Annotated in this window: 9 protein-coding genes; 7 read left to right on the forward strand and 2 right to left on the reverse strand. The window is 64.5% G+C overall.

All coding sequences use genetic code 11. The features are described from left to right. Positions 1-4 precede the first annotated feature (4 nt). Genes SUTH_RS11975 through SUTH_RS11985 form a run of 3 tightly spaced genes read left to right on the forward strand, consistent with a single transcriptional unit; the run spans position 5 to position 8,852 of the window. Positions 5-757, forward strand: a complete 753-nt coding sequence (locus tag SUTH_RS11975) for a TadE/TadG family type IV pilus assembly protein (RefSeq protein WP_052473589.1) — start codon at positions 5-7, stop codon at positions 755-757. Continuing rightward, positions 754-2,394 carry a ShlB/FhaC/HecB family hemolysin secretion/activation protein gene (locus SUTH_RS11980; RefSeq protein ID WP_148312923.1) on the forward strand — a complete coding sequence of 547 codons (1,641 nt, stop codon included), beginning with the start codon at positions 754-756 and terminating at the stop codon, positions 2,392-2,394. Before SUTH_RS11975 ends, SUTH_RS11980 begins: the two co-directional genes overlap by 4 nt. Next, the gene (locus SUTH_RS11985) at positions 2,367-8,852 is read left to right on the forward strand and encodes a two-partner secretion domain-containing protein (protein WP_041099523.1); all 6,486 of its coding nucleotides are present in this window, start codon (positions 2,367-2,369) and stop codon (positions 8,850-8,852) included. Before SUTH_RS11980 ends, SUTH_RS11985 begins: the two co-directional genes overlap by 28 nt. Before the next feature lie 36 nt (positions 8,853-8,888). Here SUTH_RS11985 and SUTH_RS18545 read toward each other — a convergent pair whose 3' ends face one another. Next, positions 8,889-9,527, reverse strand: a complete 639-nt coding sequence (locus SUTH_RS18545; protein WP_084207376.1) for a DUF805 domain-containing protein — start codon at positions 9,525-9,527, stop codon at positions 8,889-8,891. A gap of 37 nt (positions 9,528-9,564) precedes the next feature. On the opposite strand from SUTH_RS18545, the gene SUTH_RS11995 reads away from it, so the two are divergent. The 3 genes from SUTH_RS11995 to SUTH_RS12005 are packed head-to-tail and all read left to right on the forward strand — an operon-like array spanning position 9,565 to position 11,077. Continuing rightward, positions 9,565-10,029 carry a Crp/Fnr family transcriptional regulator gene (locus tag SUTH_RS11995; RefSeq protein WP_171817360.1) on the forward strand — a complete coding sequence of 155 codons (465 nt, stop codon included), beginning with the start codon at positions 9,565-9,567 and terminating at the stop codon, positions 10,027-10,029. Continuing rightward, complete coding sequence (locus tag SUTH_RS12000; protein WP_041099527.1) at positions 10,026-10,520, forward strand: Crp/Fnr family transcriptional regulator; 495 nt, start codon at positions 10,026-10,028, stop codon at positions 10,518-10,520. The genes SUTH_RS11995 and SUTH_RS12000 overlap by 4 nt, the downstream gene beginning before the upstream one ends. A 5-nt stretch (positions 10,521-10,525) precedes the next feature. Further along, the gene (locus SUTH_RS12005; protein ID WP_052473591.1) at positions 10,526-11,077 is read left to right on the forward strand and encodes a lytic transglycosylase domain-containing protein; all 552 of its coding nucleotides are present in this window, start codon (positions 10,526-10,528) and stop codon (positions 11,075-11,077) included. A gap of 31 nt (positions 11,078-11,108) precedes the next feature. Here the strand turns inward: SUTH_RS12005 and SUTH_RS12010 are convergent, their stop codons facing one another. After that, on the reverse strand, positions 11,109-11,525 hold the full coding sequence (locus SUTH_RS12010; protein WP_148312924.1) for a hypothetical protein: 417 nt from the start codon (positions 11,523-11,525) through the stop codon (positions 11,109-11,111). Positions 11,526-11,756: 231 nt separating this feature from the next. Here SUTH_RS12010 and SUTH_RS12015 point away from each other — a divergent pair, with 231 nt between their 5' ends. After that, on the forward strand, positions 11,757-12,449 hold the full coding sequence (locus SUTH_RS12015) for a Bax inhibitor-1/YccA family protein (RefSeq protein ID WP_041102267.1): 693 nt from the start codon (positions 11,757-11,759) through the stop codon (positions 12,447-12,449). Positions 12,450-12,459 lie beyond the last annotated feature (10 nt).

Consider the following 12,459-nt stretch of genomic DNA (forward strand, 5'->3'; position numbering starts at 1 on the left):
GATCATGCGCGGCAGGACTCTTCAGCTTGGACAGGCGACGATCGAATACATCTACGTCCTGCCGATCCTGTTGCTGCTGCTGCTCGCGAGCCTACAGTTTGTTTTCATCTACGAAGCCAAGCAGACGCTCAACTACGCCGTTTTCGTCGGCACCCGGGCGGGCGCCCTGAACAACGGCTCCATGGCGTCGATCAAGGACGGGCTGGCCGCCGGCCTCGCCCCATTGTTCGCCCACAAGATCGGAAGCGCCACCGACCTCGACGCCGTGAAACTCGGGCGTCGCACGGCCCGGACCGAACTGGCCAATCCCAAACTGGCGCTGATCGAGATCGTCAACCCGACTTCCGGCGCGCTCGCTGGCTTCGGCACCGAAATTCCGAACGACAACCTGATGTATCGCGACCCCACCGTCTTGAAGGGCGGCATGAACGTGCAGGACGCCAACCTGCTCAAGGTGCGCGTGACCTACTGCGTGCGTCTGGTGGTGCCCATCGTCAAGAACATGATCTTCGGATACGCCGTAGCGCCGCCGGCGGCGGCCGCAAAGATCGACAGCACCTACTCCGGCGGCACCATTGCCGCGCCGGAAATGCTCAAGGCGGCAACCCCGGGCACCGCGAGCGTCCATGCAAACAGTCTCTGCTACGACAACGACCCGGCTACCAACCCGGTTTTCTATCGCATTCCGGTCACTGCCGAAGCCGTCGTCCGCATGCAAACGCCGTTCAAGGATCCGGGCTCGTGGACCGCGCCATGAACTCCGCCACGATACGACTCGGCAGCGCTGCATTCTGCGCGCTTGCCATGTTTGTCATGGCCGACACGCTCCGCGCCCAAACCCCGCCCACGCCCGGCAGCGTGATGGAATCGCTGGCCGGACCGCGTCCGTCGATACCCTCGACGCCGGCCCAGATCATCATCCCCGAGCAGCCCGGCCCCACGATACACGATCGCAAGGGCAAACGCTTCCAGGTGCACTCCTTCCGTTTCGTCGGCAATACGGTGTTCCCCGCGCAGCGCCTGAAGCGGGTGATCGAGCGCTATCTCGACATGGAACTCAACCTCTACGACCTCAACGTCGCGGCCGATGCGGTCACCGAGTTCTACCATGATCGCGGCTATACCCTGGCGCGTGCCGTCATCCCGGCACAACGCGTCGAGGATGGCGTGGTGACCATAGCCATTGTCGAAGGCCGGATCGGCAAGGTGCTGTTCTCGGGCAACAAGCGCTACAAGAACGACTTCCTGCAACTGCATCTGACGCATCTGCCGCCGGGAAGCCTGGTGGCCACCGACAGCATGGAGCGCACCCTGCTGCTGCTCAACGACCTGCCCGGCTTCAAGGCGCGCGCCACGCTGGCGCCCGGTGTCGAATTCGGCACCTCCGACGTGCTGATCAAGGTGGAGGAAAAACTCCTCGGACTGACAATGACCGTCGACAATTTCGGCAGCAAGGAAACCGGCCGGAAACGCGCCGACCTCGGCGCCGAAATCAACAACCCGCTGGGCATCGGCGACCAGTTCAGCGTGCGCGGCGTGACGACCGAGCGGAAGCTCATCAAGTTCGGCAAGCTGGGCTACAGCCTGCCGCTGAATGCCGACGGCCTGCGCCTTGCGGCCAGCTACTCCGAGTCGCGTTACGACGTGGCCGGAGACTTTGCCGCGCTGGGCCTCAGCGGTTCGTCGCGCACCGCCGACATCAGCCTCCAGTACCCGTTGACGCGCAGCCGCGGTCGCAACGAGACGATCTCGCTGGCGTTCAAGAACACCCAGCTGATCCAGCAGACCCTCGGGGTCGAAACCTCCAATACCCGCATTCCGATGCTGAACCTCGGCTACGTTGCCAACCGGATCGGCGAGGACGCTTCGGTCAGCAATCTGTCGATGCAAGTCGCCAGCAACCTGCGCCACAATTCAGACGGCACCCGCCAGGATGCCCAGCGTTTCCGGCTCGAGATCGACGGCAACTACCTGCTGCCGCTCGACCGGAAATGGGATGTCTATCTGCGCGGCGCGGTGATGTTCAGCCCCGACCGCCTGCCCGACAGCGAGAAGTATTCCATCGGCGGGCCGGGCAGCGTGCGCGCCTACCGCGTTTCCGAACTGCGCGGCGACTCGGCCGGACAGGCAAGCCTGGAGTTCCGTCGCAGCTTCGCGGTGGGCTCGATGCCCGGCAGCCTGAGCCTGTTCGGTGACACCGGGCGGGTGGTGTACAAGGCGCCCGGTTTTGCGAATGCCTGGCAGAGCATTTCGGCGTGGGGCGCCGGTGTCAGCATCTATCCCATGCGCCAGGTGGCGGTAAAGATCGAAGCGGCGATTCCGGGCGGCGGCCGCATGCGCTCGCTCGACGGCAAGACAGGTCGGCTATGGGCAAGCATCAGCGCAAACTTCTAGCCCTCGCGCTTGCCGCTGCCTTCGGGCCGGCGCAGGCACAACTGCCCTCGGGTGGCCAGGTGGCGGCGGGCGCGGCATCGATCGCCAATCCCGACGCGAACCGGCAAGTCATCACGCAAACCAGCGACCGCGCCATCATCAACTGGCAGAGCTTTTCCATCGGCGCCGGCAACAGCGTGCGCTTCGATCAGCCCTCGTCGTCGTCGGTGATTCTCAATCGCGTACTCGGCAACGATCCCTCGTCGATATTCGGCACGCTGTCGTCCAACGGCCAGGTCTTTCTGGTCAATCCCAACGGCATCTACTTCGCCCCCGGCGCAAGGCTCGACGTCGGCGGCCTGGTGGCCAGCACGCTGGGCATCGGCAACAGCGATTTCATGGCGGGCCGCTACCAGTTCGAGAAAGTCGGCGCTGGCGGCACGGCGAATGTCATCAACGAAGGCATCATCAAGGCGCGCGAGAAGGGTTACGTGGTGCTGGCCGGCGACTATGTCGCCAACCGCGGCGTGATCGAGGCGCGGCTGGGCACCGTGCTGCTCGGCTCGGCCAACCGCCTGACGCTGGATGTCATCGGCGACAGCCTGGTGAACTACACGGTGAGCGAACGCAACGTGGCCGAACTGGCCGGCGTGGCCAACAGCGGCCAGCTGCTGGCCGACGGCGGACGCGTGGTGATGACGGCGTCCACGGCACGCAGCCTGGCCGCGACGGCGGTCAATAACAGCGGCCTGATCCAGGCGCGCGGCGTCGAGGAGAAAGGCGGCACCGTCTACCTGCTGGCCGATGCCGGCAACATCGCGCTCGAAGCCACATCGAAGATCGACGTCTCCGGCGACCGGGGCGGCGGCACGGTGCTGGTCGGCGGCAACTTCCATGGCGCCGGGCCGGAGGTCAATGCCGCCAAGGTTCATGTCGCCGCCGGTTCAAGCATCAACGCCGACGCCAATCTCGACGGCAGCGGCGGCCAGGTGGCAATCTGGAGCGACGATCGCACGGTCTTCCAGGGCAGCATCAGCGCGCGCGGCGGCAGTCAGGGTGGCGACGGCGGCTTCGTCGAAGTGTCGGGCAAGGAACGGCTCGCCTACACCGGCAGCGTCGATACCCGTGCCCCACAAGGAAAGACCGGAACCCTGCTGCTCGATCCGGCCGACATCACCATCTCGACGGCTGCCGACAGCGACATCACGGCGGCAACGACCTTCTCCGACCTCACCAACAACGGCGGCGTTTCCAATCTCAGCGTCGCCACGCTGCAAACCGCGCTGGGCAGCAGCGATGTCACGGTCAGTACCGGCACCACAAGCGGCAGTAACGCCGGCAACATCACCGTCAGCGATGGCGTCACCTGGGCCACGGCCAATACGCTGACCCTGAGCGCAAACAACCTGATTGCCATCAACGCGCCGGTAAGCGGCGCCAGCGGCACACTGCGGCTGTTTCCCGGCAGCAATGCGGGCGTGGCACAAAGCGCTGCGATCAGCGTATCGCGCCTGGTGCTGGCGGGCGATGGCGCCTTCAACCTGACCAATGCCGGCAACAGCATCGGCACCCTGTCCACCAGCGGCGGCCTGGGTAAAGTCAACGGCGCCCTGAGCCTGACCAATGCCGGCGCGCTGATACTCGACACGGTGACGAGCGTCGGCGCGCTCAAGCTCAGCGTCGGCGGCAACCTGACGCAGACCGCTGGTGCCGTGACGGCGCCCAGCCTGGAACTCATCAGCAGCGCCGGCAGTGTCACGCTGGCCAATGCCAACAACAGTATCGCCAGCTTTGCCGCATCGACCGCCGGCGCCACCAGTTTCCGCACCTCGGGCGCGCTGACCGTGGGCACGGTGGGCGGCACCTCCGGCGTGACCAGCGGTGGCAATAGCATCACCTTGCAGTCCGGCGGCTTGATGACCCTGGCGCATAACGTCAACGCCGGCGGCGGCGCGCTGACCCTGAATGCCGGCGGCGGGTCGAACCAGACCGCCGGTGCGATCACCGCCGGTGCCCTGCAACTTCTGGGCTCGGGCAGCCAGACCCTGTATCAGACCGGAAACAACGTCGCCACCCTGGCGGGGAGCGTCGGCGGCTCAGTCAGTTACTACGATGCCGACGGGGTGGACATCGGCACGGCAGGGACGGCAGGCATCAACACCAATGGCAACACCCTGACCATGAACGTCGGCGGGCTCTCGCAATCGGCAGCCATCACCACCAACGCCTTCGAACTATTCGTCAGAAACGCCGGGGCCGTGACTTTGAACTCCGCCAACAGCATCGGCGCCATCGGTGCGGCGCTGACAGGCGCCTTCATCCTGCGCAACACCTCCGCAAATCTCTACATCCAGCAGGTCGGCAGTACCGCCGGCATTGTCACCAATGGCTTCGACTTCACCCTGCTCAATACCAACACCCTGTGGCTGGGCAACGGTGCCAGCAATGGCCAGGTGAGTCTGGGCGCCGGCACCTTCGATCTCAGCTCCAATCGCACCCTGCAATACGGCAACGCCAAGATCACCGCCGACAAACTGGTGGTTCGCAGCACCAACTATGCCGGTCTGTCGGGCACCACCAATAGCGTCAATACGCTGGCGCTGTCGTCTACCGGTGCCGGCGGTGGCAGTTCCAGCCAGTCTTTCGACTTCAGGAACGACAAAGCGCTGACCATCGGTACGGTAAACGCCATATCGGGCCTGAACGCGGCCTCCCATGTCAAGATCGAAGCGGCCGGAAATATCAGCCTGTTCGACAACGCGACGACCGTCAACCTCGGTGCCGGACACCTGGGCCTTTTTGCCGCCGGCCACACGATCGATCTGAAGGACAAGGACTTCTCGAATATCGGCGCCCTCGGCCTCAAAGCCAACAGCGTGACAAATTTCATCGGCACGCCCGCCGGCGGCCCGGGTGGCGCGGTCACCGCCAGCCCGCTCAAATTCCTCGCCGTCGACCTGCCGGGCGCCTTCCGCTTCCAGGCCGCGAACGAACTCACGGTCGGCAACGTCTGGGGCATCCTCGGCATCAAGGCCACCGGCAATATCTGGCTCACCACGGGTGTGTTCGGGGCCAGCGGCTCGATTCCCGCGTTCGACATCGCGACGGCACCGAGTTCCTATCGCGACGGCGCCACGGGCAAGGTCCGCGCCGGCCTGATGATCGAACAGCCGATCAGTACCGCCGGCAATTCGGTCCTGCTGGAATCCGCTTCCGGCATCTCGGAATGGAGCGCCGACACCTCCGTGACACCGCCGGTATCGCGCCCGGAAGCGAGGGTCGTCGCCGACAAATTGCTGGTGAGAGGCACCGGCCAGTTCGATCTGTACGGATCGGACAATGCGGTCAATACCCTTGCCGCCGAAATCAATGGCGGCTTCAACTTCGGCAACAAGGGACCCCTCTGGGTCGACAACGTAAACTTCCAATGGAATGGGGCGACCCCAAACGGAGTGACTGTTTCCGGCAACGTGGACGCCAACGTCGACGGCATCCGCACCTATGCCACCGCCCTCGCCGGTGGCAGCTACAACGGGCACAGCGTCCAACTGACCGCAACCGACAGTGCATCGACCCATCTGGCGCTGAGCATCATGAAGGATATCGTGGTCGACCCCAACGGGAACCCCAGCGTCACCCTGGCCGTCGGCTCAAGCGACGCCCACAAGACGACCGCCCTGGTGAAAACCTACGGCAGCGCCAAGATCGATGCCTATGCTCTCCTGCTCAGCGCCGCCGAGGACACCGGAGTTTTCTACCTGAACACCAAGGTGGCCAATCTGGGCGCCGTCGGCGGCCATCTGACGGAGATCTACAACAACTCCACCAGCGACCTCACGGTGATCGGTCTCGGCAGCGCGACCGCCGGCGCGCCAACCCCCATCGGGGACTTCTACCTGACGACCTGGGGCAACCTGTTGCTGATCGGCGGCCAGTCCAGCGGCAACTACCTGCAACTGCGTTCCGACACGCTTTCGATGCTCGGCTCGATGACCATGAAAGACGGCGCGCGGGTACTGCTGCAGCCCTACCACATGAGCAATACGGTCGGCGTCCACAATGCCTTCGGCGACATCGACGCCTCATTCACGCCGCAGACCAACTACTCGCGCAACCTGTTCTGGCAGTTCAGTCCGACCGCCGCCTTCTACGTTGGCTCGACGCCTGCGGTGATGAATAACGATGCGAATGTTCCGGCCGGGGCAAAGAACCTGCCGCTGAGCAGCGACATCCACATCGGCTCCGTGCAGCTTGGCGGCTTGCAGATGGGCTATCGCAGCCTTTCCGCCGAGACCACGACCAAGATCGTCGCCTACCCGCTCGGTGACGTGTACAACCTGCGGCTGATGGCGCCGACCGTGACGGCCTACGGCTTCAACGTCACCGGCAGCCAGTTGCATCTGATCGCGGACACCCTGAACATGCCGAATGGAGGTTCTTCCTACGGCCTGCCGAATTCCGCAAATTCGACGGTCCTGCTGGAGCCCTACACCAGCAACAAGTCCTCATGGGTCGGCTATGTCGACCCGGGCTACGTGGGCGAGCCGCACTGGACCTATGCCGACATCCTGAACAAGCTCGACAAGAGCAGCGGCGAAACCATCGTGGTCGGCGGCACCACCGACAAACCCTATGCTGGCGGCTATCTTCGCCTGGCCCATAGCGGGCCGCTTCCATTCGGGACTACCACACACTACCAAAGCCTGAAGAGCAAACTCGTGCTGTCGTCCACCGGCTGGATCGATACCTCACTCGGCACCTTCAACTGGTTGTCATACAGCCTCGGAAGCTGGAACGCGGCGGCCAGCACCTACCCGATCGTGACACGCGTTGAGTCCGCGGCGGGCGCAGTTTCACAGCTATATAGCGGTGGCAGCTACTCGTCCTATACCAACGTGGCGACACTCCATGGTTATGGCGCGGCCGGCGGCGTCTGGGCCGGCTGCCTCAGCCTGTCGAGTTGCACCGGCAGCAACCCTTCGACACCGACCGGATTTACCCCCCCGGGCGGCGGCACGGGAGGCACGGGCGGTACCGGCGGCACGCCATGCACCGGCGCCGCATGCACCAGCACACCCGGTACGACTCCGCTGCCGCCGGCACTGCCACCCGACACGACCACCACGGTCACTCCAGGCACGACGCCCGGCACGGGCGGCACACCCACGACACCGACGACGCCGGTCACCCCGCCGACGATACCCGGCCACCCCGGCGACACGGGTGGCGATGGCACTGGCGGCGGCGGTGGCGGCGATCCGTCCGACCCGGGTGACGGCCTTTCCGGCGGCGGCTCCGGTGGCGGCGATGGCGGCTCGGGTGGCTCCGGCGGAGGTGGTGATGGTGGAGGCTCCGGATCGGGTGGTGGCGATGGCAGTGGCTCGGGCTCGGGTAGCGGCTCCGGATCGGGCAGCGGCTCCGGTGGCGGCGATGGCAGTGGTTCGGGTTCGGGGAGCGGCTCCGGCGGTGGTGATGGCAGCGGTTCGGGTTCGGGTAGCGGCTCCGGCGGCGGCGATGGCAGCGGTGCTGGGTCGGGTAGCGGCTCCGGTGGTGGCGATGGCGGCGGCGCGGGGTCGGGCGGCGGTTCCGGTGGTGGCGATGGCGGCGGCGCGGGGTCGGGCGGCGGCTCCGGTGGTGGCGATGGCGGCGGCGCGGGGTCGGGCGGCGGCTCCGGTGGTGGCGATGGCGGCGGCGCGGGGTCGGGCGGCGGCTCCGGTGGTGGCGATGGCGGCGGCGCGGGGTCGGGCGGTGGCTCCGGTGGTGGCGATGGCAGCGGCGCGGGGTCGGGCGGTGGCTCCGGTGGTGGCGATGGCAGTGGCGCGGGGTCGGGCGGCGGCTCCGGTGGCGGCGATGGCAGCGGTGCGGGGTCGGGCGGTGGCTCCGGTGGCGGCGATGGCAGCGGTGCGGGGTCGGGCGGCGGTTCCGGTGGTGGCGATGGCAGTGGCGCGGGGTCGGGCGGTGGCTCCGGTGGCGGCGATGGCAGCGGCGCGGGGTCGGGCGGTGGCTCCGGTGGCGGCGATGGCAGCGACTCTGGTTCGGGACGGGCCAAGGGCAGTGGTGCCGACGACAGCGATTCGGGCAGCGGCTCGGGGCGGGACAAAGGTAGTAGCGGCGATACCAGCGATTCCGCTGGCGGCTCCGGCCGGGAAACCAGCAGCGGCGGAAGCAGCAGCACGGACAGCGCCATCGGCTCGAGCGACGGCAACGGTGCGCCAGGTGGCTCGTCCGCCGGCGGATCATCCTCCGGTGGCGGATCATCCAGTTCAACGGGTGCCGGAACTGGGTCGGTCACCGTGGGCGACCAGACGCTATGTATCGGTCAGCCCAGCGCTGATCGCAGCAAGGACTTGCCGGAAACCGCCGGCACCCTGGATAGCAAGCCCCTGGTCGATGTGCGCAATGGCGGGATGAACATGGAGAGCGATTGCAGCCGACAAGCCAAGACCGTATCGAGCACGGCAGCCGGCGGACGCAAATAGCATACGATGACCAGGATACCCGGCGGGCGGGACTCCCTACTTCGTATCGTAACTGCGCAGCCCGGGCTTGGCAGCGACCGGAGGGGTTTCCGTTATTCTTGCCTTGGGATTGATGTCCAGCATGTAATAGTAGAGTCCCGCCAATGCGCAGGGCAGGACAATCGCGGCGAGCTTCAGGCCGGCCGGATTGGGTGCCGGTACAGGACCAAATCGGTTGGCCTCCTTTTTCCCCGGAATCAGGACAAGTACGATCGGAACCAAGGGGATAAGCGCCAGCAGCGACCACCACCCGCTGAGGTCGAGATCATGCAGTCGGCGGATGCTCATGACGAAGACGATAAGCGGAAACACCACGCTCTTGATCATGATGTAGCTGGTGGCAGAAACCAGTTTTCCCACCCCCGCCGGCAACAGGAACGCGACGATATAGATCAGTATCAGGAGCAATCCGCAGCCGGTCAGGGCGCCCAGGATGTAGGCGAAGTAGCGGACGCGGCCGACTCGGTCCGAGAGGGAAAAAAATTTGGGCGCGGCCGGTGCAGTGTCCGCAAGAGCGACGGGCGAGTGAGTTTCCAATTGCATGGCGACCGGTTGGACCGCGGAATCGCGCGTACGAGTCCGGAGCATTCTTGATGGATGAACTAATTCTACCCCTTCTGCTTCTTCGGCTATCATGCTCTCTCTTCATGGTCAAGCCCGAGTCAGCCCACGCATGAATCAAGATCTCACAGACGAATTTCAGCGCCGGTTTCCCGACGTAAGTTCAGAGCTGGGACCTGAAAATCTTGCACGCCTCCTCGACGCCTGCACGGTGGTGAATCTGCCGCCGCGACGCAAGCTGTTCCGCGACCGGATGCCGGTGGATTCGCTCTATCTGGTGCTTGAAGGCGAAATGCTGGCTTCGGTGGAAGATGGCGCCAAGATCCTTGAAGTGGGTCACGTCAAACCGGGCGACTGGCTGGGCGAGGTGGCCGTGCTCAGTGGCGAAATGCTGGCGAGTTCGACGGTATCCACGGTAACCCGCTGCCGCGCCCTCAAGATGCACGCGCGCGACTTCGAAAACCTTGTCATTCATGACGAGGACATCTCCCACGTGCTGCTCGGACAACTGGTCATGCTGCTCGCCGAACGCCTGCGCGAATCGAACGCCACCGCCGCGAAAATGACTTCGCCATGAATGACCTGCGCACGTTTCTTCACGGCCTTCCCGCCTTCGAACGATTCAATGAAAGGCAACTCGACAACCTGCTCGCCCAGTTGCGGCTGAAGGATTTCGAGCCGGGCCACCGCATTGTCGTTCAGGACAGCCAGGGGCCGGCGCTGTACATCATTGTTTCGGGAACCGTCGAAGTCACTCGCCACGAAACCATTGGCGGTGAAGAGCAGGAAGCCTACGATGCCCGCGACGGCGAGGTGATCGGACTTCTCTCGCTGGTGAGCAACATGCCCTCGCCCGAAACATGCACGGCCAAGACCAAGGTGGTTGCTGCCGAGCTGACTCCGGAGCGATACCACGCCCTGTACCTGCTGGCACCGGCCGTCGGGCACCAGTTGCAGTACATGGTCGCAGTGCAGCTGGCTCGCGACCTGCAGCAAAAGAACAAGGCCTTGCGCAAGGGGCTCGCGCAACTGAAGCCCGCTTCGCTGCTGGAACGCCTGTTCGGCTGACACCCGTGCTGCCCGGACTGGAGCAACTGATTGTCCAGTGCGCCCCACAGGTGGCCCCCGTCACCATGATGGCCATTGTCAAGGTTGAATCCGGCGGCAATCCGCTGGCACTCAACGTCAACGGCTCACGCCGGCTGGCCCGCCAGCCGCGCTCGGAAGCGGAAGCCCTGGCCTGGTCCGAATGGCTGGTCAGTCGCGGCTATTCGATCGATATGGGCTTGGCCCAGGTTAATTCGGCGAATCTGGCCAGGCTCCGCACAAACATCCGCGCCATGTTTGATCCCTGCGCAAATCTGGCTGCCGGGGCAAGCATCCTGAGCAGCGAGTATGCCAATGCAAGCCGCCGCATGGGCACGGGACAGGATGCGCTGCGGGCAGCGCTTTCTGCATACAACACCGGCAACCATCGCGCTGGAATCGCCAACGGCTATGTCGCCAGGGTCAGCGCCGCCGCCCGCCCTGGCAGGCGTAGCACGATTGCGCCGCCTTTGAGGATGGCCGCCATTGCCGAGGGCGAAACGACCGCATCACCACGAGTCTTCTGGGCCAAGCGCTAGCAGGCTGCCGGCCGCAGTCCGGCGACAGATTTCATTTGAGCGTCCACTCGCCGCCGCACTTGCGACACTCAACATGCAACCACAGGCCGCCGCCATGATTCTCAAGCGAAGGATCGCCACCATCCGGCAACGGGGCCGGTCCGGAAGAAAGCACCTTGAACTTGCCATAGGCTTCGCATTTGGGGCATACGGCCTGTTCGCCGAGGCGTTCGGCAATCTCCAGCAGCAGGTGATAGCGCTTCCAGCTGTACCAGGTGACTGCCAGACCGCCCAGCGCCAGCAGCGCTCCTGAACTGCGCGACCCGGCACCGCCGCCGGCGACTTCGATTCCGCTGACGAGAACGATGAGTCCCAGAAACCAGCTGACCAGCCATGCATGACAATCGATCAGCTGCCGTTCATACCAGCGCCGAAAGCCGTCTGTCCGAATGCGATCGAGCGACGCCACGGCGCCTCCTGTGATTCCCGTGCCCACAGCATAGGCTGTCGCCATGACGCTCGCAACCGCAATGGAAAAATGGCTATTCGGCCCCACCCGCGCACTGTGGTGGGCACCTCTGTCCGCAATATTTCGCAGCTATAATCCGCCGAGCATTTGCCTGCCTGAAACAGTCAGGAACTCAATGACCCAATGGCTGTCGAATGCATCGGACTCATCTCACAGGAGGGCTTCAAAACCATGGAAAACGTCCATACGTATTCACAAACTGGAGCGCTGGATATTGCCCAAAAGCAGAATCGCGTTCTGCGCAATACCTATGCCTTGCTCGCGCTGTCGATGGCGCCCACCGTTGCCGGTGCGCTGATCGGCGTGCAGTTGAAGTTTTCCTTTTTCGCCGGTAGCCCGTTCATCGCCTTCATGCTGTTCCTCGGCGTAGCCTGGGGCTTCATGTGGGGCATCGAGCGCACCAAGAACAGCGGCATGGGCGTGGCCCTGCTGCTCGGTTTCACCTTTTTCATGGGCCTGATGCTCTCACGCATCCTGCAAGTTGCGCTCGGATTCTCCAACGGCGGCACGCTGATCGCCATGGCCGCCGGCGGGACCGGAGCAATTTTCGTGTCCCTCGCCGGCGTTGCCTCGACCACCAAGCGGGATTTCTCCAATCTCGGCAAGTTTCTGTTTGCCGGCGTGATCCTGTTGCTGGTGGCGATGGTCGCCAACATCTTCTTCCAGATCCCGGCATTGGCATTGGCGATATCGGCCATTGCAGTGGTGATCTTCTCCGCCTACATCCTCTATGACATCAACCGGATCGTGCAGGGCGGCGAAGACAACTACATCACGGCAACCCTGGCCGTGTATCTGGATGTCTATAACGTTTTTGTCAGCCTGCTGCATCTGCTGATGGCCCTCACCGGCGACCGCGACTGAACAAGCCTGA

Origin of the sequence: Sulfuritalea hydrogenivorans sk43H (genome assembly GCF_000828635.1) — a bacterium.
Taxonomy (GTDB): domain Bacteria; phylum Pseudomonadota; class Gammaproteobacteria; order Burkholderiales; family Rhodocyclaceae; genus Sulfuritalea; species Sulfuritalea hydrogenivorans.

Coding starts and splice junctions, on each gene's coding strand:
- SUTH_RS11975 (WP_052473589.1), top strand. CDS start 5: ATGCGCGGCAGGACTCTTCAGCTTGGACAGGCGACGATCGAATACATC.
- SUTH_RS11980 (WP_148312923.1), top strand. CDS start 754: ATGAACTCCGCCACGATACGACTCGGCAGCGCTGCATTCTGCGCGCTT.
- SUTH_RS11985 (WP_041099523.1), top strand. CDS start 2,367: ATGGGCAAGCATCAGCGCAAACTTCTAGCCCTCGCGCTTGCCGCTGCC.
- SUTH_RS18545 (WP_084207376.1), bottom strand. CDS start 9,527: ATGATAGCCGAAGAAGCAGAAGGGGTAGAATTAGTTCATCCATCAAGA.
- SUTH_RS11995 (WP_171817360.1), top strand. CDS start 9,565: ATGAATCAAGATCTCACAGACGAATTTCAGCGCCGGTTTCCCGACGTA.
- SUTH_RS12000 (WP_041099527.1), top strand. CDS start 10,026: ATGAATGACCTGCGCACGTTTCTTCACGGCCTTCCCGCCTTCGAACGA.
- SUTH_RS12015 (WP_041102267.1), top strand. CDS start 11,757: ATGGAAAACGTCCATACGTATTCACAAACTGGAGCGCTGGATATTGCC.